Source organism: Pseudoxanthomonas jiangsuensis, assembly GCF_010093185.1.
Lineage (GTDB): Bacteria > Pseudomonadota > Gammaproteobacteria > Xanthomonadales > Xanthomonadaceae > Pseudoxanthomonas > Pseudoxanthomonas jiangsuensis.
This window is the reverse complement of record NZ_PDWL01000019.1, coordinates 40,693-61,020: the sequence shown is the minus strand read 5'-3', so window position 1 is coordinate 61,020 and position 20,328 is coordinate 40,693. Positions and strand designations below refer to the sequence as shown.

Sequence of the window (20,328 nt, the reverse complement as noted above, 5' to 3'; positions counted from 1 at the left end):
CTGCGTGATGTGAGCGCGCACCGGCCGCCCGGCCGGTGCGCGGGCGTTATTCATCGAGGGAGGGGTCCCCGAATGGCAGGCATGGGCGCGACCGAGACCGTTGGCGGGGCTACCGCGGCGGGCGAGGAGAACACCGGATTCATCATCCTGATCAGCCTGGTGGCGACGATCGGCGGCTTCCTGTTCGGTTACGACAGCGGGGTGATCAACGGCACCGTGGACGGGCTGAAGGCGGCCTTCCAGTCCGATGCGGCGGTCACCGGCTTCAACGTGGCCTCGATGCTGCTGGGCTGCGCGGTGGGCGCCTGGTTCGCCGGGACCCTGGCCGACCGTTACGGGCGGCGGACGATGCAGCTGTGGGCGGCGGTGTTCTTCCTGGTGTCGGCCTGGGGCTCGGGGATCGCGACCTCGTCGGCCGAGTTCGTGGTGTACCGGGTGATCGGCGGCCTGGCGGTGGGCGCGGCCAGCGTGATGTCGCCGGCCTACATCTCGGAGGTGGCGCCGGCGCGCTACCGCGGGCGGCTGGCCACGGTGCAGCAGATCGCGATCATCTCCGGGCTGTTCTGCTCGTTCCTGAGCAACTGGTGGCTGGCCGGCCACGCCGGTGCCTCCACGGCGGTGCTGTGGCTGGGCTATGAGGCGTGGCGGTGGATGTTCTGGGCCGAGATCGTGCCGGCGGTGCTGTTCCTGGTGGCGCTGTTCTTCATTCCCGAGAGCCCGCGCTACCTGGTGGCGCGGGGGCTGACGGAGCGGGCCGGGCGGGTGCTGGCGCGGCTGTACGGGGCCGGTACCGGCGAGCGCAAGCGCGCCGAGATCGAGGCCTCGCTGGCGGCCGACCACCACCGTCCGCGGCTGTCGGACCTGGTGAGCAAGGCCAGCGGCCGGGTACGCCCTATCGTGTGGGTGGGCATCGGCCTGGCGGTGTTCCAGCAGCTGGTGGGCATCAACGTGGTGTTCTACTACGGCGCGGTGCTGTGGCAGGCGGTGGGTTTTTCGGAGAACGACGCCTTGCTGATCAACGTGCTGTCGGGCGCGCTGAGCATCGGTGCGTGCCTGGTGACGGTGGCGCTGATCGACCGGATCGGGCGCAAGCCTTTGCTGTGGATCGGCTCGGCGGGCATGGCGGTGACGCTGTCGCTGGTGACCTGGGCGTTCGCCAGCGGAACGCTGGTGGACGGCAAATTGCAGCTGCCCGGACAGATGGGCCTGCTGGCGCTGGTGGCGGCCAACGCGTACGTGGTGTTTTTCAACGTGTCGTGGGGCCCGGTGATGTGGGTGATGCTGGGGGAGATGTTCCCCAACCAGATCCGCGGCTCGGGGCTGGCGGTGGCCGGTCTGGCGCAGTGGACGGCCAACTTCGTGATCACCTGGACGTTCCCGATGCTGCTGGGCGGGATCGGCCTGGCCGGTGCGTACGGGCTGTATGCGGCGGCGGCGTTCGTGTCGGTGGGCTTCGTGCTGCGCTACGTGCACGAGACCCGCGGCCGCGAACTGGAACAGATGGAGGGTTGAGAGGTGGCCGTGCGATGGCGGGCCCGCCCGCCCTCAGCCGCCGGCTGCGACCGGCGGCGCGACCGAGTCGCGCTTGACCAGCTGGTGGGCGACTACGTGGTCGACCACCATGTGCACGTCCTTCTCCTTGCGGCGGATGCTGCGCAGGAGGATGTCCATGGCCGAGTCGGACATCGAGGCGATCGGCTGGCGGATGGTGGTCAGCTCCGGCCAGACCGTGGTCGCCGCGGAGGTGTCGTCGTAGCCGACCACCGACAGGTCGCCGGGCACGTCCAGGCCGCGGCGGTGGGCGACCGAGACCGCGGCGGCGGCCATGTCGTCGTTGCTGGCGAAGATCGCGGTCGGGGCCTTCTTGCGCGACAGCAGCTTCTCGGCCGCGTCCAGGCCGGAGCGGTAGGTGAAGTGGCCCTGCTGGACCAGGCCGGCGTCCGCGGCGATCCCGGCCTCGGCCAGCGCCGCCTGGAAGCCCTCGTAGCGCCGCGCGCTGGCGGTCTGGTTCGGATGGCCCTTGATGTAGCCGATCCGGGTATGGCCCAGGCCGATCAGGTATTCGGTCATTTCCTTGCTCGCGCTGAAATCGTCGATCCGCACGTGCGAGAGGTCGTCGCCGAAGCGGGCCGAGGCCAGCGCCACCACCGGCACGCCGGCCGAGAGCAGTTCGTTGACCACCGCGCGCGATTCGCACAGCGGCGGCGGCAGGAGCACGCCGGCGACGCTGCGGGCCAGGGCGCGAGCGGCGTTGCGCTCGGCCTCGGCGTTGTAGCCGTCCCAGCTGTCGACCACCAGCTGCACCGCGGTGCGCGCGGCGCCGCGCAGGGCGCCGACCAGCAGCTCGCTGAGGTAGGCGCCGGAGGGGTTGGTGTAGATCAGCGCGATCCGGGTGCCCTGGGCGGCGGCCAGCGAGCGCGCGGCCAGGTTGGGGGTGTAGCCCAGCTCGCGCACCGCGCGCATGACCTGTTCGCGGGTGGCCTCGCGCACGTTGGCGTTGCCGTTGATGACCCGGGACACGGTCATCGGCGAGACCTGGGCCAGGGCGGCGACCTCGTGGATCGTGATCGCGCGGCTCTTGCGTCGCGCCGACTTCGTGCTGGTCCCCAAGGTCGCTTCCTCTGGTTCGGCAATGGCGGCCGGTGGGCCGCGACAGATGGATTTTCACCGCAATGGCCGTCGAAGCATATCCGCTGGACGGTTCGAGGCAGTACCCGGGAGGTTTTCTGATGGCGATCGGGCAGTACGGGCAGGTGGCGGGCGTGGCGGCAAGGGGCGTGGCCAGGCGGGTAAGGGCGGTGGCGGTACTGCTGCTGGCGCTGTGGGTGTGGCTGCCGGCGGCGACCGCAAGGGCCGAGGACGGCCACGACCTGTGGCTGCGCTACCGCGCCCTGCCGGCGGCCCAGGCCGACGCCGGACGCGCGGTGGCCGCCGCGCTGGCGGCGCCCGATGCCAGCCCGACCCAGGCGGCCACGCGCGAGGAACTGCTGCGCGGCCTCGGCGGCCTGTTCGGCGGCGCGCCGGCCATGACCGCGCGGATCGACCGCGACGGCGTGTTGGTCGCCGGCACCCCGGCCTCCTCGCCGGTGCTGGCGAAGCTGGGCCTGGACCTGTCGGCGCTCGGCGACGAGGGCTACCTGGTCCGCAGCCTGCGCATCGACGGCCATGCCGCGACCGTGATCGCCGCCAACAGCGACATCGGCGTCCTCTACGGCGCCTTCCATTTCCTGCGCCTGGCCCAAAGTGGACAATCGCTGTCCGGGCTGGATGTGCGCGAGACACCCAAGGTCAAGGTCCGGGTCCTCAACCACTGGGACAACCTCGACCGCTACGTCGAACGCGGCTACGCCGGCCAGTCGATCTGGGACTGGCACAAGCTGCCGGGCTGGCTGGACCCGCGCTACACCGACTACGCCCGCGCCAACGCCTCGATCGGCATCAACGGCACGGTGCTCAACAACGTCAACACCAGCGCGCAGATGCTGACCCCGCAGTACCTGGAGAAGGCGCGGGCGCTGGCCGGGGTGCTGCGTCCCTACGGGCTCAAGGTCTACCTGAGCGCGCGCTTCAGCGCCCCGATCGAGATCGGCGGGCTGCAGACCGCCGACCCGCTGGACCCGGCGGTGCGGCGCTGGTGGCAGGCCAAGGCCGACGAGATCTACCGCGCGATCCCGGACTTCGGCGGCTTCCTGGTCAAGGCCAATTCCGAGGGCCAGCCGGGGCCGCAGGACTACGGCCGCTCGCACGCCGACGGCGCCAACATGTTGGCCGAGGCATTGGCCCCGCACGGCGGGATCGTGATGTGGCGCGCCTTCGTCTATTCGCACGAGGAACCGGACGACCGGGCCAAGCAGGCGTACAGCGAATTCGTGCCCTACGACGGCCGGTTCGCGGCCAACGTCCTGGTCCAGGTCAAGAACGGTGCGATCGACTTCCAGCCGCGCGAGCCCTTCCATCCGCTGTTCGGGGCGATGCCGAAGACCCCGCTGATGATGGAGTTCCAGATCACCAAGGAATACCTGGGCTTCGCCACCCACCTGGCCTACCTGGCGCCGATGTACCAGGAGGCCCTGCAGGCCGATACCCATGCGCGCGGCCCGGGCTCGACCGTGGCCCGGGTGGTCGACGGTTCGCTGGAAGGACATGCGCTCACCGGCATGGCCGGGGTGGCCAACATCGGCAGCGACCGCAACTGGAGCGGCTCGCAGTTCGACCAGGCCAACTGGTACGCCTTCGGCCGCCTGGCCTGGGATCCGCACGCCGACGCGGCGCAGATCGCCCGCGACTGGACCCGGATGACCTTCTCCACCGATCCGGCGGTGGTGACGCCGATCGTGGACATGATGATGGGCTCGCGCGAGGCGGTGGTGGACTACATGACCCCGCTTGGCCTGCACCACCTGATGGGCCGCGGCCATCACTACGGCCCGGCGCCATGGGTCGAGGGTGGTCCGCGCGCGGACTGGACCTCGGTCTACTACCACCGCGCCGATGCGCGCGGGATCGGCTTCGACCGCAGCGCCAGCGGAAGCAACGCGGTGGCGCAGTACGCACCGGCGGTGGCGGCGCAGTTCGGCGACATCGCCACGGTGCCGGAGCCGTTCCTTCTGTGGTTCCACCACGTGCCCTGGGACCATCGCATGGCCTCGGGCCGCATCCTGTGGGACGAGCTGGTGCACCGCTACGGCCGCGGCGTGGACTACGTCGCCTCGATGCGCCGCACCTGGGCCGGGCTGGCCGGGCGCATCGACGCCGAGCGCCACGCCGAGGTCGCCGCCTTCCTCGCCATCCAGGAACAGGAGGCGCAGTGGTGGCGCGATGCCAGCATCGCCTACTTCCAGACCTTCTCGAAGCGGCCGCTGCCCAAGGGCGAGAAGCTGCCGCCGCATCCGCTGGCGTACTACCAGTCGCTACAGTTCCCGTTCGCGCCCGGAGACGGCAAATGAGCGCATCGATGCCGTTCCGCTTCCGTGGCGTGCGCCGCGCCGCCGCCGCCGCCCTGCTCGCTGCGCTGGCGCCCCTGGCCGCCACCGCGCAGGAGCCCGCGCAGGCGCCGGCCACGCCTTTGCTGCACGCGATGTTCCAGGACCATGCCGTGCTCCAGCGCGGGCAGCCTTTGCGCGTCTGGGGCCAGGCGCAGCCGGGCGCGCGGGTGCAGGTCGAGCTGGCCGGCAGGCGCGCCAGCGCCAAGGCCGACGCCGCCGGCCGCTGGCAGGCGCAGCTGCCGGCCCTGCCGGCCGGCGGTCCCTACGCGCTGACCGCCACTGCCGGCGCGCAGTCGCAACGCGTGGCCGACGTGATGGTCGGCGACGTCTGGCTGTGCTCGGGCCAGTCGAACATGGAGCTGCAGGTCTGGCGCACCCTGGACGCGCGCGCCGAGATCGCCGGCGCCGGCAACGAGCGCATCCGCCTGTTCACCGTGCCGCAGGTGGCCGACGTTCGCCCGCAGGAAGGCTTCTCCCAGCCGGTGCGCTGGCAGCCGGTCACGCCGGACTCGGTGCGCGATTTCTCCGCCGCCTGCTACTACTTCGCCCGCGAGCTGCAGAAGACCGTGGACGTGCCCATGGGCCTGGTCAACGCCGCCTGGGGCGGCTCCCGCATCCAGGCCTGGACCAGTGCACCGGCCTTGCGCGCACTGGGTGGCTACGACGCCGAGCTGGACGTGCTGGAGCGCTATGCCGAGGACCCGCTGGCGGCGGTCGGCGACTGGGGCGCTTTGTGGCAGCGCTGGTGGTCGGCACGCCCGGGCATCGCCGCCGGCGACACCCCGTGGAGCGAGGACGCGCCGCAGGGCGAGTGGCGCGACGCGCCGGCGCAGCTGGGCGCATGGGAGCGCTGGGGCGTACCCGAACTGGCCGCGTTCGATGGCATGGTCTGGTACCGGGCCACGGTGCACCTGACCGCGGCCCAGGCCGCGCAGGAGGCGGTGCTGGCCCTGGGCCCGGCCGACGAGATCGACACCACCTGGGTCAACGGCCGCGGCGTCGGCAGCACCTACGGCGCCGGCGGCGGCCGCGAGTACCAGCTGCCGCCGGGGCTGCTGCACGCAGGCGACAACACCGTCGCGGTGAACGTGCTCGACACCTACCGCGACGGCGGTCTGTCCGGGCCGGCCTCGGCGCACACGCTGCATCTGGCCGACGGTACCCGGGTGCCGCTGGATGGCGGCTGGAGGTACCGGGTGGTGCCGGCCGCGGTCGGTTCGCCGCCGCGCGCGCCGTGGCAGAGCGCGGCCGGGCTGTCGACGCTGCACAACGGCATGATCGCCCCGCTCGGCGGGTTCGGCCTGCGCGGCGCCCTGTGGTACCAGGGCGAGTCCAACACCTTCGAGCACGCCCGCTACGCCGACCTGCTGCGCGCCCTGCGCCGCGACTGGCGCGGCCAGTTCGGCGCCGGCCTGCCGCTGCTGCTGGTGCAGCTGCCCAACTACGGCCGCCCGCCGCAGAAGCCCGGCGAGAGCGACTGGGCGGCGATGCGCGAGGCCCAGCGCCAAGTCGCGGCCGAGGACCGCGACACCGGCCTAGTGGTCACCCTGGACATCGGCGACCGCTACGACATCCATCCGTCGAACAAGCAGGAGCTGGGCCGGCGCCTGGCGCGCACGGCGCGGGCCCTGGTGTACGGCGAGAAGATCGCCGGCGCCGGTCCGGTGCCGGCGGCGGTGAGTCGCAACGGCGACGCCCTGGTGGTGGCCTTCGACCAGGTCTCCGACGGCCTGGTCGCCTACGGCGCCGACGGCCCGATCGGCTTCGAAGTCTGCGGCGATGCGCCCGGCTCCTGCCGCTACGCCCGCGCCGAAACCTGGAACAACCGGGTGACCCTGCACGCCCCCGGCGCGCATGAGGCCACCCGGGTCCGCTACTGCTGGGCCGACAGCCCGGTCTGCACCCTGTACGACAGCGACGGCCAGGGCACCGGCCTGCCGGTCGGCCCGTTCGAACTGCCCATCTCCCCCATGCCTTACGACGACCACGCCCGATGAACGCCTCCACCGCCACCGAAACCACCCACCACGGCTCCAGCAACGATCGCGAGATCGTCGACGCCAAGGTCATCGTCACCTGCCCGGGCCGCAACTTCGTCACCCTGAAGATCACCACCCGCTCGGGCGTGTACGGCCTGGGCGACGCCACCCTCAACGGCCGCGAGCTGGCCGTGGCCTCCTACCTGCAGGACCACGTGGTGCCCAACCTGATCGGCCGCGACGCCGGCCGGATCGAGGACCTGTGGCAGTTCCTGTACCGCGGCGCCTACTGGCGGCGCGGGCCGGTGACCATGAGCGCGATCGCCGCGGTCGACGTCGCCCTGTGGGACATCCTCGGCAAGATGGCCGGGCTGCCTGTGTACCAGCTGCTGGGCGGACGCTCGCGCGAGGGTGCCCTGGTCTACGGCCACGCCAACGGCCGCGACATCGCCGAGGCCTCCGACGCGGTTGGCGGCTTCATCGAGCAGGGCTTCCTGGCGGTGCGCGCGCAGTGCGGCGTGCCGGGCATCAAGAAGGCCTACGGCATCTCCAATGCCAAGGGCTACGAGCCGGCCGAGAGCGAGCTGCCGCTTGAGACCACCTGGAACACGCCGCGCTACCTGGACACGGTGCCGAAGCTGTTCGAGCAACTGCGCGCCGACCATGGCCCGGACGTGGAGCTGCTGCATGACGTGCACCACCGCCTGAGCCCGATCGAGGCCGCGCGCCTGGCCAAGTCGCTGGAGCCCTACCGCCTGTTCTGGCTGGAGGACGCCACCCCGGCCGAGAACCAGAAGTCGTTCGAGCTGATCCGCCAGCATTCGGTCACCGCGCTGGCGGTGGGCGAGGTGTTCAACTCGATCTGGGACTGCAAGCACCTGATCGAGAACCAGCTGATTGACTACATCCGCACCACGATCGTGCACGGCGGCGGCATCACCCACCTGCGCCGGCTGGCCGACTTCGCCGCCCTGCACCAGGTGCGCACCGGCTTCCACGGCGCCACCGACCTGTCGCCGGTGACCATGGGCGCGGCCCTGCACTTCGACACCTGGGTGCCGAACTTCGGCATCCAGGAATACATGTTCCACACCGAGGAGACCGACGCGGTGTTCCCGCACGACTACGCGCTGCGCGCCGGCCGCCTGTACGTCGGCGACACGCCGGGCATCGGCGTGGACATCGACGAGAAGCTGGCGGCGAAGTACCCGTACGCGCCCAAGCAGCTGCCGATCGCGCGCCTGGAAGACGGCGCGATGTGGGACTGGTAACGCAACGCAATCTGGAGAGGGGAGTACCGATGAGCAACCGCACCAACCGCGCCCGCCGCGTCCTGGCCGCCGGCATCGCCGCGCTGCTGCTTGCCGCCTGCGGCGACAAGGCCGGCGACGCGTCCGCCGCCACCAGCCAGGCCAACCCGGGCGCCGACGCGCCCACCGTGTACTTCGACTGGTTCGAGTACACCGGGCGCGACGCCGCGTTCGAGGCCGAGGTGCCGGAGGGCAGCTTCCGCAACCCGGTGCTGTCGGGCTTCTACTCCGATCCCAGCGTGACCGCCGCCAACGGCAAGTTCTACCTGGTGTCCTCCACCTTCACCTTCTTCCCCGGGATCCCGGTGATGGAGAGCGAGGACCTGGTGCACTGGAAGCAGGTGGGCAACGCGATCCACCGGCCCGGGCAGCTGGACTTCGACGGCCTGGGCGTCTCGCGCGGCGTGTTCGCCCCGGCCATCGAGTTCCACGACGGCACCTTCTACGTGGTCAACACCTCAGTCGACGCCGGCGGCAACTTCATCGTCACCGCCACCGACCCGGCCGGCCCGTGGTCCGACCCGATCTGGCTGCCGACCATCGGCGGCATCGATCCGTCGCTGTTCTTCGATGACGACGGCAAGGCCTACATCCTCAACAACGACGAGCCGGAAGTGCCGGTGCGCTACGACGGCCACCGCGCCATCTGGCTGCAGGAGATCGACATCGCCGCCGGCAAGCCGTTCGGGCCGCGCAAGGTGCTGATCGACGGCGGCATCAAGCCGGAGGAGAACCCGATCTGGATCGAGGGCCCGCACATCTACAAGGTGGATGGCTGGTACTACCTCAGCGACGCCGAAGGCGGCACCGGGCCGCAGCACTCGCAGGTGATCCTGCGCAGCCGCGACATCTGGGGCCCGTACGAGGTCTACGACCAGAACCCGATCCTGACCCAGCGCGACCTGGACCCGAATCGGCCGCTGCCGATCACCAACGCCGGCCACGCCGACATGGTGCAGGGTCCGGACGGCACCTGGTGGGCGACCTTCCTGGCCAGCCGCAACTACGACGTGCGCCACTACAACACCGGCCGCGAGACCTTCCTGCTGCCAGTGACCTGGAAGGACGGCTGGCCGGTGATCCTGCCGCGCAACGAGGCGATCCCGTACGTGCTGCCGGGCCCCTCGTTCATGAAGAAGCCCGCCGACCAGGCACCGATGACCGGCAACTTCACCTGGCGCGACGAGTTCGACACCGTGGAGCTGGGCAAGGGCTGGATGACCCCGCGCGTGCCCAAGACCCAGTGGTTCGACGGCACCGCGCGCCCGGGCTGGCTGGCGATCAAGCCGCTGGCCGAGCGCCTGGACACCAAGGTCAACCCGGCGTTCTACGCCCGCCGCCAGCAGCACCTGGTGTTCGAGGCCAGCAGCGCGATGGAACTGCCGGCCGCCGGCGTGGCCGCGGGCCTGGCCGCCTTCCAGGGCGACACCCACTGGTATTTCCTCGGCGTGCGCCGCACCGGCGACAACGGCGCGGAAGTGTTCCTGGAGAAGAAGGCCGGTGGCGAGGTCGAGGTGGTGGCCAGCCAGCCTGCAAGCGAGGTCGAACTGCTGACCCTGCACATCAAGGGCAACGAGGGCAGGTACGGCTTCGGCTTCGACGCCGGCCAGGGCGTCAAGTGGCTGGTCGAGGACGCGGACGGTACGGTGCTGAGCACCGATGTGGCCGGCGGCTTCGTCGGCGCCACCCTGGGCCCGTACGCACGCGACGAACGCGCGCCCTGAGCGGCGGCAATCGAACCTTGAGGGAGGAGAGGACATGCACGCACACCATCGCAGCCCCATGCCGGCCGACACGCACGACGTCCGCCGTCGCCGCCGTTCGGCGCTCGCCTGCGGGTCGGCCCTGCTGGCGGCCCTGGCCTGGCTGTCGGCCCAGGCGGCCGAGGAACGTCCGTGGCTGGATGCCTCGCGCAGTCCCGAGGAGCGCGCCGCCCTGCTGGTGGCGCGGATGACCCTGGAGGAGAAGGCCGCGCAGATGCAGAACGACGCCCCGGCGATCGAGCGCCTGGGCGTGCCGGCCTACGACTGGTGGAACGAGGCCCTGCACGGGGTGGCCCGCGCCGGCGGCGCGACCGTGTTCCCGCAGGCGATCGGCATGGCCGCCAGCTTCGACGTCCCGCTGATGGACCAGGTCGCCGCGGCGATCAGCGACGAGGCCCGGGCCAAGCACCACCGTTTCTTCGCCGAGGGCAAGCACGGGCGCTACCAGGGCCTAACCTTCTGGTCGCCGAACATCAACATCTTCCGCGATCCGCGCTGGGGCCGCGGCCAGGAGACCTACGGCGAGGACCCGTACCTGACCGCGCGGATGGGCGTGTCGTTCGTGCGCGGCCTGCAGGGCATGGACCCGGCGACCGGCGCGCCGCTGGACCCGGACTACCGCAAGCTCGACGCCACCGCCAAGCACTTCGCCGTGCACAGCGGCCCGGAGGCCGACCGCCACACCTTCGACGTGCACCCCTCCAAGCAGGACCTGTACGACACCTACCTGCCGGCGTTCGAGGCCCTGGTCAAGGAAGGCGGCGTGTACGCGGTGATGGGCGCCTACAACCGGGTCTACGGCGAATCGGCCAGCGCCAGCCAGTTCCTGCTGCTCGACACCCTGCGCCGCGACTGGGGCTTCAAGGGCTACGTGATGTCCGACTGCTGGGCGATCGTGGACATCTGGAAGAACCACAGGATCGTCGCCACCCCAGAGGAAGCCGCGGCGCTGGCGGTGAAGAAGGGTACCGAGCTCAACTGCGGCGAAACCTACGCCAAGCACCTGCCGGTCGCGGTCAGGCAGGGCCTGATCGACGAGGCCGAACTGGACGATTCGCTCGGGCGGCTGTTCGCCGCGCGCATGCGCCTGGGCATGTTCGACCCGCCGGAGCGGGTGAAGTGGGCGCAGATCCCGTACTCGGTGGTGCAGTCGCCGCAGCATGACGCGCTGGCGCGGAAGATGGCCCAGGAATCGATCGTCCTGCTGAAGAACGACGGCGTCCTGCCCTTGTCGCGGCAGACCAAGCGGATCGCGGTGATCGGCCCCACGGCCGACGACACCATGGCCCTGCTGGGCAACTACTTCGGTACTCCTGCCGACCCGGTGACGATCCTGCGCGGCATCCGCGAGGCGGCGCCGCAGGCGCAGGTCGTCTACGCCCGCGGTGCCGACCTGGTGGAAGGGCGCAGCGACCCGGCCGCTACGCCGCTGGTGGAGGCGCAGTACCTGCGCCCGGCCGCGGGCGCGAGCGAGCGCGGCCTGCGCGGCGAGTACTTCCGCAACCCCGGCCTGTCCGGCACGCCGGCGCTGGTGCGGGTGGATCCGGTGATCGGCTTCAGCTGGGACCGCGGCTCGCCGACCGACAACCTGCTGGCGCGCGGCGAGGCCGGCCCCGACGAGGCGGTGCCGGCCGACGACTTCTCCATCCGCTGGAGCGGCCAGCTGCTGCCGCCGGTGTCGGGCGAGTACGTGCTGGAGGCGGCCGCCAACGACGGCGTGCGCGTGTACCTGGACGGCAAGCCGGTGATCGACCGCTGGCGCAAGGCCGACCGCCTCACCGCCGACCAGGCCACGGTGCAGCTGGAGGGCGGCCGCGCCTACGACATCCGCCTGGAATACCAGGAGCTGGAACGCGACGCCGGCGTGCGCCTGGCCTGGCGCATGCCGGGTGCCCGGCCGCCGTTCGAAGAAGCGGTCGAGGCCGCGCGCGGCGCCGAGGTGGTGGTGTTCGTCGGCGGCCTGACCGGCGACGTCGAAGGCGAGGAGATGACGGTCAACTATCCCGGCTTCGCCGGCGGCGACCGCACCGACATCCGCCTGCCGGCCACCCAGCGCAAGCTGCTGGAGGCCGTGCAGGCGACCGGCACGCCGGTGGTGCTGGTGCTGACCACCGGCTCGGCGCTGGCGGTGGACTGGGCCGAGCAGCACGTGCCGGGCATCCTGGTCGCGTGGTATCCGGGCCAGCGCGGCGGCAGCGCGGTGGCCGACGTGCTGTTTGGCGACGCCAATCCCTCCGGCCGCCTGCCGGTGACCTTCTACAAGGCCGACGAGAAGCTGCCCGCGTTCGACGACTACGCCATGGCCGGCCGCACCTACCGCTATTTCGGCGGCGAGCCGCTGTACCCGTTCGGCCACGGCCTGTCGTACACCCGCTTCGGCTACTCGGGCCTGCGCCTGGACCGCGGCCGGGCCGCCGCGGGCGATCCGGTCAAGATCGCGGTGACGGTGAAGAACGAAGGCGCGCGCGCCGGCGACGAGGTGGTGCAGCTGTACCTGGCGTCTTTGGATCTGGCGCAGCCGCTGCAGCCGGCGCAGCCGCGCGCGCTGAAGGAGCTGCGCGGCTTCCAGCGCGTGCACCTGCAGCCGGGCGAGAGCCGTGCGCTGGAATTCACCCTCGTCCCCGAACGCGACCTGCGCCGCTACGACGCGCAGGCCGGCGCCTACGTGGTCGATCCGGGCCGCTACGAGGTCCAGGTCGGCGCCTCCAGCGCGGACGTGCGCCAGCGCGCCACGCTGCAGGTGGATCCGGCCCGATGAGCGTTGTCGCCGCCCGTCCCCTCTCTCCGGGGTACGGGCGGCCGGGGTGAGGCGGAGCCGGCGGACACTCCCAGGCCGCCGGTTTCGCCGATCCCCATCCTCCAGCGGTCCGCCGCGGCCCGCGCCGCGATGCGGGCCTTCCCTTCCAGCCTCGATCCACGAGTCCGATGAACCAGGTTCCACCCGTTCCCCGACTGTCCGATGCCAACCTGCATGCGCTGCCCGCGTACGTCGCCGTGCCCGCGTACGACCGCGCCGCGACCCGCATCGGCATCGTCCACTTCGGCCCGGGTGCGTTCCACCGCGCCCACCAGGCGGTCTACCTCGACGACCTGCTGGCGCACGATCCGGACTGGGCGATCAGCGCGGTGTCGCTGCACAGCGCCGGGGTGCGCGACGCCCTGCGTCCGCAGGACGGCCTGTACGCGCTGGAGCTGCTGGGCGCGCGCGACGGCGGGCGATCCGCGTTGCGGGTGATCGGTTCGATCCGCGAGGTGCTGTGCGCGCCGCAGGAACGCGAGGCCGTGCTGGCGCGGCTGGCCGATCCGCAGGTGCGGCTGGTGACCCTGACCATCACCGAGAAGGGCTACTGCCTGTCCGCCGACGGGATCGATGCCGGCCACCCGGACATCGTCCACGACCTGGCCGCGCCGCGGACGCCGGTCAGCGCGGTCGGCTGGCTGGTCGAGGGCCTGCGCCTGCGCCGCGAGCGCGGCCTGGCGGCGTACACCGTGCTCAGCTGCGACAACCTCGCCGACAACGGCGGCCGCCTGCGCCGCGCGGTGCTGGACTACGCGCGCCGGCTGGATCCGGCGCTGGCGGCGTGGATCGAAGCCGAAACCGGGTTCCCGCGTTCGATGGTCGACAGCATCACCCCGGCCACCGACGACGCGGTGCGCGCGCGGGTCGCCGCGGCCCTGGGCGTGGCCGACGCCTGGCCGGTGCAGCGCGAGCCGTACGCCCAATGGGTGGTGGAGGACGACTTCCGCCACGGCCGGCCGCCGCTGGAGCGGGTCGGGGTGGTGGTAGGCGCCGACATCGCCGGCTACGACCGGGCCAAGCTGCGCCTGCTCAACGCCCCGCATTCGGCGCTGGCCTACCTCGGCTCGCTGCTGGAACTGGAGACGGTGGCCGCGGCGATGGCCGAGCCGGTGCTGGCCGGCTTCGTCGAGCGGCTGATGCGGCAGGACATCGTGCCCTCCTTGCAGGCCCTGCCGGGCTTCGACCCGCAGGCCTACGTCGACGCGATCCTGGCCCGCTTCCGCAACCCGGCCATCCGCCACCTGCTGGCGCAGATCGCCTGGGACGGCTCGCAGAAGATCCCGGTGCGCCTGCTCGGCACGATCGCCGAGGCGCTGGCCGCCGGCCGCCCGGTCGCGCGCCTGTGCCTGCCGGTGGCCGGCTGGCTGCGGTTCGTGGCGCGACAGGCGCGAAACGGAGTGGCGATCGACGACCCGCTGGCCGAGGCGCTGGCGCGCACCGGCGCGGCCTGCACCGGCGAGGCCGAAGACGTCGCCGGATTCCTGGCCCTGGACGGCGTGTTCGGTGCGCTGGCCGGCGACCCGCGCTTCGCCGCCGCGCTGGGTGAGGCCTACGCCGCGCTGGCGCCGGCGACGCCGGACGCGGTGCGCCACGCACTGGCCGCGGCGGCGAAGCCGTAGCCGTTCCCTGCAAACCGTCCGTCCCCGTGGAGTGCCCGATGACCGCCCGCCTGACCCGCCACGCCACCTCCGAGGGCCCGCGCTGGGCCCTGGACGGCCGCTATCTTCCCGCCGGCTTCAGCCTCGCCGCCTGGCTGGCCTTGCCGGCCGATGCCGCGCAGGCGCAGCTGGCCGCGCCCGAACGCGGCGCGCCGGCCGACGGTCCCCTGCTGGCGCCGATCGAGGACGCGCAGGAAGCCTGGGCCAGCGGCGTCACCTACCTCAGCAGCCGGATGGCGCGCGAGGCCGAATCGCAGAGCGCCGACGTCTACCAGAAGGTCTATTCGGCGGCGCGCCCGGAGCTGTTCTTCAAGGCCTGCGGCTGGCGCACCCGCGGCCACCGCGAAGGCATCCGGGTGCGCGCCGACAGCGCCTGGAACGTGCCCGAGCCCGAGCTGGTGCTGCTGCTGGACAGCGCCGGCGGCATCCGCGGCTACACCGTCGGCAACGACGTGTCCTCGCGCAGCATCGAGGGCGAGAACCCGCTCTACCTGCCGCAGGCCAAGGTCTACGACGGTGCCTGCGCGCTCGGCCCGGGCATCGTCCTGTGCGCCGCCGACGCCCTGCGCGACCTGGCCATCGACCTGCAGATCCACCGCGGCGGGGAGCTGGCGTTCGCCGGGCAGACCCGCAGCTCGCAGATCAAGCGCGGCCTGGAGGAACTGGCCGGCTACCTGTTCCGCGAGCTGTCGTTCCCGCACGGCGCGTTCCTGTTCACCGGCACCGGGATCGTGCCGGACGAGAGCTTCACCCTGCAGGCCGGCGACGTCGTGCGCATCGACATCGGCGGCCTGGTCCTGGAGAACCCGGTGCTATGACGGCGTCCAACCTGCAATCCATCCTCCTCGACGGCCGCTGGGTGGCCGCCCGCGCTCCGGCCGGCAGCTTCCGCGCGTTCGATCCCTCGCGGAAGCTGGAACTGGATGCGCACGATTTCCCGATCTCAGGCTGGGACGACCTGGACGCGATGCTCGACGCCGGCCAGCGCGCCGCCACCGAAATGGCGCGGCTGCCAGGCGAGCGCATCTCCGCGTTCCTGGAGGCGTATGCCGCGGGCATCGAAGCGCGCGCCGAGGCCTTGATCGAATCCGCGCACCGCGAGACCGGCCTGCCGGTGGAGCCGCGCCTGCGCACCGCCGAGCTGCCGCGCAGCACCGGCCAGCTGCGCCAGGCCGCGCGGGCCGCGCGCGACGGCGGCTGGGCACGCCCGACCCTCGACACCGCCAACAACCTGCGCTCCATGCACGGCCCGCTGGGCGGCCCGGTGCTGGTGTTCGGCCCCAACAACTTCCCGTTCGCGTTCAACGGCATCGCCGGCGGGGACTTCGCTGCGGCGATCGCCGCGGGCAATCCAGTGATCGCCAAGGCGCACCCGGCGCATCCGTACACCTCTTTGCTGCTGGCCCAGGCCGCGGCCGAGGCGGTGCAGGCCAGAGGCCTGCCATCCGGCGCGGTGCAGATGTTCTTCCACACCGGCAATGCGCTGGGCCTGCGCGCGGTGGCCGATCCGCGCACCGCCGCGGTGGCCTTCACCGGCAGCCGTCCGGCCGGCATGGCGATCAAGGCCGCCGCCGACGCGGCCGGCAAGCCGGCGTACCTGGAGATGTCCAGCGTCAACCCGGTGTTCGTGCTGCCCGGCGCGCTGGCCGAGCGCGGCGCGGCGATCGCCGCCGAGCTGGCCGGCTCGTGCGCGATGGGCGCGGGCCAGTTCTGCACCCGCCCGGGCGTGGCCGTGCTGGCGCCGGGCGGGCACACCGATGCCTTCGTTCGGGAAATGCAGCGCCTGACCGAGGCCACCGCCGCCGGCGTGCTGCTGACCGCGCGCGCGCCGGAATCGGTGGGCGAGGCGGTGGCGGCCCTGCGCGCGGCCGGTGCCGAGCTGCTGGCCGGTGGCGGCATCGCCGCGGACGCGGCCGGCTATGGCTTCCAGCCGACCCTGCTCAAGGTGTCCGGCAGCCGCTTCCTGGAGAGCCCGCGGCAGCTGCAGAACGAAGCCTTCGGCCAGGTCTGCCTGCTGGTACTGGCCGAGTCGCAGGAACAGCTGCTGCGGATCGCGCAGGCGCTGGAAGGCAACCTCACCGGCACGCTCTACAGCGACACCGCCGGTGCGGACGACGCGCTGTACGACGCATTGGCGCCGGTGCTGCGCACCCGCGTCGGCCGCCTGATCAACGACCGCATGCCCACCGGCGTGGCGGTATCGCCGGCGCAGAACCACGGCGGCCCGTACCCGGCCACCGGCCATCCGGCGTTCACCGCGGTCGGCATCCCGGCCTCGCTGCTGCGCTTCTCGGCGCTGCACAGCTACGACAACGTGCGCCCGCACCGGCTGCCGCCGGCGCTGCGCGACGCCAATCCCACCGGTAGCCTGCTGCGCCTGGTCGACGGGCAGTGGACCACCGCCGACGCGTGAGGCACGGCATGCACGGCGACGGTCCAGCAGACGGCGTCCTCGACGCGATCCTCGGTGACGGCGCCGCGCTGGCCGCCACCCGCACCTCCGGCGAGGGCCCGTCCGGGCGCCTGCCGATCGACGACGCCACCCTGCGCCAGGCGCCCAGCGGCCACCTGTTCGGCATGACCCAGAACGCCGGCATGGGCTGGCGCGCCAGCGAGATCGCGCGCGATCCCTACCTGATCCTCAGCACCCAGGGCGGCCTGCGCGCCGAGGACGGCCGGCCGGTCGCGCTGGGCCTGCACACCGGCCACTGGGAGATCGACCGGCTGGTGCGCGCCGCGGCCGAGACCCTGGCCGGCGAGGGAGGGCTGCCGTTCTCGGTGATGTGCTCCGATCCCTGCGACGGTCGTACCCAGGGCACCACCGGCATGTTCGACAGCCTGCCGTACCGCAACGACGCGGCGATGACGATGCGCCGGCTGGTGCGCTCGCTGCCCACCCGCCGCGGCGTGCTCGGCATCGCCACCTGCGACAAGGGCCTGCCGGCGATGATGCTGGCCCTGGCCGGCTGCGGCGAGCTGCCCGGAGTGATCGTGCCCGGCGGGGTAACCCTGCCGGCGCGCGGGGCCGAGGACACCGCCAAGGTGCAGACCATCGGCGCGCGCTACGCGCACGGCCTGATCGACCTGGAACACGCGGCGGCGATGGGTTGCCGCGCCTGCGGCTCGCCGGGCGGCGGCTGCCAGTTCCTCGGCACCGCGGCGACCTCGCAGGTGATCGCCGAGGCGCTGGGGATCGCATTGCCGCACAGCGCGCTGGCGCCGTCCGGCGAGCCGGTGTGGCTGGACATGGCGCGGCGCTCGGCGCTGGCGCTGGTGCGCCTGGCCCAGGCCGGCACGCCGCTGGCGGCGATCCTCACCCGCCAGGCCCTGGAGAACGCGCTGGTGGTGCACGCCGCGTTCGGCGGCTCGACCAACCTGCTGCTGCACGTGCCGGCAATCGCGCATGCCGCCGGGCTGGCGCCGCCGACGGTGGCCGACTGGACCGCCGCCAACCGCGCCACCCCGCGCCTGGTCGACGCCCTGCCCAACGGGCCGCGCCACCATCCCACGGTGCAGGTGTTCATGGCCGGCGGCGTGCCGGAGGTGATGCTGCACCTACGGGAGATGGGGCTGCTGCACCTCGACGCGCCCACCGTCAGCGGCGCCACCGTCGGCGAGAATCTGGAATGGTGGGAGCGCAGCGAGGCGCGCCGCATCGCGCGGCAGCGATTGCGCGAGCTGGACGGCGTGGACCCAGGCCAGGTGATCATGGGGCCCGATGCCGCGCGCGCGGCGGGCCTGACCTCGGCGCTGGTGTTCCCGGTGGGCAACCTCGCGCCGGAAGGCTCGGTGATCAAGGCCACCTCGATCGATCCGACCGTGGTCGACGCCGACAACGTCTACCGCCACACCGGCCCGGCGCGGGTGTTCGCCTCCGAGCACGAGGCGATCGCCGCGATCAAGCGCAAGGGCCCCGGCGCGGTGGTGGCCGGCGACGTGGTGGTGCTGGCCGGCTGCGGCCCGGCCGGCACCGGCATGGAGGAAACCTACCAGCTCACCTCCGCGCTCAAGTACCTGCCCTGGGGAAAACACGTCCCGGTGCTGACCGACGCGCGCTTCTCCGGCGTGTCCACCGGCGCCTGCATCGGCCACGTCGGCCCGGAGGCGCTGGCCGGCGGCCCGATCGGGCGCCTGCGTGACGGCGACCAGGTGCGCATCGAGATCGACCGCAACACCCTGCAGGGCCGCATCGATTTCGTCGGTACCGACCCGGCGCAGCCGCTGTGGCCGGAGCAAGGCGCGGCGCTGCTGGCCTCGCGCCCGGTGCACCCGGCGATCGCCCCGCATCCGAAGCTGCCGGCCGATACGCGCCTGTGGGCCGCGTTGCAGGAAGCCTGCGGCGGCACCTGGGGGGGCTGCGTCTATGACGTGGACGCCATCGTCGAGACCCTGCGCGCCGGCCGCGAGGTACTGGCGCAGCGCCGCGCCGCGGCTGGGGACTGACACCACACCGCCATGCCCGCGCCGGCCACGGCCGGCCGCGGGATTCCTTCGCATTACCGGGGAGCTCCGATGGTCACCTTCCTCATCATCGCCGCGGGGATCGCGCTGCAGATCTTCCTCACCGCGCGCAAGCTGAGCCCGTTCCTGTCGCTGCTGGTGGTCGCGATCCCGATGGGCCTGGCCCTGGGGATCGAGCCGCAGGCCCTGGTGAAGACCATCGACGCCGGCGTCGGCAGCACCCTGGCGGGCCTGGCCCTGGTGATCGTGCTCGGCGCGATCCTGGGCAAGGTGCTGGAGGAGAGCGGGGCGGCGGAGAAGATCGCCACCACCCTGGTCGGCGCGTTCGGCGAGCGCAACATCCAGTGGGCGCTGCTGCTGACCGGCTTCCTGGTCGGCATCCCGCTGTACTTCAATGCCGGCTTCATCATCCTGGTCCCGCTGATCTTCTCGCTGGCCCGCCGCACCGGCCTGCCGATCCTGCAGCTGGCCATCCCAACGGTGGCCTCGCTCAGCACCACCCACTGCTTCCTGCCGCCGCATCCGGGGCCGGTGGTGCTGGTCAACGCGTTCAGCGCGGACATGGGCCGCACCCTGCTGTACGGCATCGTCATGGCGATTCCCGCGGTGGTGATCGCCGGGCCGTGGCTGTCACGACGGCTGAAGGCGATCAATCCGCCGCTGCCGGACCTGTTCAACGGCACCGCGGACGGACTGAAGGGCGGGCTGCCGGGGGCTACCCGCTCGTTCCTGATCGCACTGTCGCCGGTGCTGCTGATCAGCGTCTCGGTAGTGGCCGAAGGCCTGCTTCCAGAAGGCCTGGCACGCACCGCGTTGCTGTTCCTGGGCAACCCGACCGTGGCGCTGCTGCTGTCCACGCTGATCGCGTTCTGGTTCCTCGGCTACCGCCGCGGCGTCGGCCTGGAGACGCAGACCCGCTGGCTCAATGCCGCGATCAGCGGCATCGCGGTGATCCTGCTGATCATCACCGCCGGTGGCGTGTTCAAGCAGGTGCTCGTGGACAGCGGTGTGGGCGCGACCATCGCCGCGCTGGCCAGCGCCTGGCACATGCCGCCGCTGCTGTTCGCGTGGCTGGCCACCGCGCTGCTGCGGGTGATGATCGGCTCCTCCACCGTGGCTGTGATCACCGCCGCCGGCGTGGTCGGCCCGCTGGTCGAGAGCACGGGCGTGTCGCCGGAGTTGATGGTGCTGGCGGTCGGCGCAGGCAGCGTGTTCGGCTCGCACGTCAACGACTCGGCCTTCTGGATGTTCAAGGAGTTCTTCAACCTGTCCATGAAGCAGACCTTCGCCTCGTGGACGGTGATGGAAACCACCATCTCGGTGGTCGGGCTGGCGGGGGTGCTGCTGCTGGACCTGATGCTCTGAGCGAACA

12 protein-coding genes are annotated in these 20,328 nt (G+C 72.2%); 11 read left to right on the top strand and 1 reads right to left on the bottom strand.

The features are described from left to right. The first annotated feature begins 81 nt into the window (after positions 1 to 81). Positions 82 to 1,512 (top strand): sugar porter family MFS transporter, encoded by a 1,431-nt coding sequence (locus CSC62_RS12345; RefSeq protein WP_162406818.1) that lies wholly within the window; start codon positions 82 to 84, stop codon positions 1,510 to 1,512. Positions 1,513 to 1,545: 33 nt separating this feature from the next. Here the strand turns inward: CSC62_RS12345 and CSC62_RS12340 are convergent, their stop codons facing one another. Then, positions 1,546 to 2,610: a LacI family DNA-binding transcriptional regulator gene (locus CSC62_RS12340; RefSeq protein ID WP_162406816.1), complete on the bottom strand. Its 1,065-nt coding sequence runs from the start codon at positions 2,608 to 2,610 to the stop codon at positions 1,546 to 1,548. Positions 2,611 to 2,729: 119 nt separating this feature from the next. On the opposite strand from CSC62_RS12340, the gene CSC62_RS18075 reads away from it, so the two are divergent. The 10 genes from CSC62_RS18075 to CSC62_RS12290 all read left to right on the top strand — a co-directional run bounded on the left by CSC62_RS18075 (position 2,730) and on the right by CSC62_RS12290 (position 20,321). After that, on the top strand, positions 2,730 to 4,946 hold the full coding sequence (locus tag CSC62_RS18075; RefSeq protein WP_162406814.1) for an alpha-glucuronidase family glycosyl hydrolase: 2,217 nt from the start codon (positions 2,730 to 2,732) through the stop codon (positions 4,944 to 4,946). Next, on the top strand, positions 4,943 to 6,982 hold the full coding sequence (locus CSC62_RS12330; protein WP_246194405.1) for a sialate O-acetylesterase: 2,040 nt from the start codon (positions 4,943 to 4,945) through the stop codon (positions 6,980 to 6,982). The genes CSC62_RS18075 and CSC62_RS12330 overlap by 4 nt, the downstream gene beginning before the upstream one ends. Beyond that, complete coding sequence (manD, locus tag CSC62_RS12325) at positions 6,979 to 8,235, top strand: D-mannonate dehydratase ManD (protein WP_162406812.1); 1,257 nt, start codon at positions 6,979 to 6,981, stop codon at positions 8,233 to 8,235. Before CSC62_RS12330 ends, manD begins: the two co-directional genes overlap by 4 nt. Before the next feature lie 29 nt (positions 8,236 to 8,264). Continuing rightward, positions 8,265 to 9,998, top strand: coding sequence for a glycoside hydrolase family 43 protein (locus CSC62_RS12320; RefSeq protein WP_162406810.1), 1,734 nt, complete (start codon positions 8,265 to 8,267; stop codon positions 9,996 to 9,998). A 34-nt stretch (positions 9,999 to 10,032) separates the two neighbouring features. After that, complete coding sequence (locus CSC62_RS12315) at positions 10,033 to 12,795, top strand: glycoside hydrolase family 3 protein (protein ID WP_162406808.1); 2,763 nt, start codon at positions 10,033 to 10,035, stop codon at positions 12,793 to 12,795. Positions 12,796 to 12,962: 167 nt separating this feature from the next. Further along, the gene (locus tag CSC62_RS12310; RefSeq protein ID WP_162406806.1) at positions 12,963 to 14,456 is read left to right on the top strand and encodes a mannitol dehydrogenase family protein; all 1,494 of its coding nucleotides are present in this window, start codon (positions 12,963 to 12,965) and stop codon (positions 14,454 to 14,456) included. A 38-nt stretch (positions 14,457 to 14,494) separates the two neighbouring features. Then, positions 14,495 to 15,313: a fumarylacetoacetate hydrolase family protein gene (locus tag CSC62_RS12305; protein ID WP_162406804.1), complete on the top strand. Its 819-nt coding sequence runs from the start codon at positions 14,495 to 14,497 to the stop codon at positions 15,311 to 15,313. Next, positions 15,310 to 16,908 carry an aldehyde dehydrogenase family protein gene (locus CSC62_RS12300; RefSeq protein ID WP_162406802.1) on the top strand — a complete coding sequence of 533 codons (1,599 nt, stop codon included), beginning with the start codon at positions 15,310 to 15,312 and terminating at the stop codon, positions 16,906 to 16,908. Before CSC62_RS12305 ends, CSC62_RS12300 begins: the two co-directional genes overlap by 4 nt. An 8-nt stretch (positions 16,909 to 16,916) precedes the next feature. Then, positions 16,917 to 18,938 carry a YjhG/YagF family D-xylonate dehydratase gene (locus tag CSC62_RS12295; protein WP_162406800.1) on the top strand — a complete coding sequence of 674 codons (2,022 nt, stop codon included), beginning with the start codon at positions 16,917 to 16,919 and terminating at the stop codon, positions 18,936 to 18,938. Between the two features lie 69 nt (positions 18,939 to 19,007). Next, positions 19,008 to 20,321, top strand: coding sequence for a gluconate:H+ symporter (locus CSC62_RS12290; RefSeq protein ID WP_162406798.1), 1,314 nt, complete (start codon positions 19,008 to 19,010; stop codon positions 20,319 to 20,321). Positions 20,322 to 20,328 lie beyond the last annotated feature (7 nt).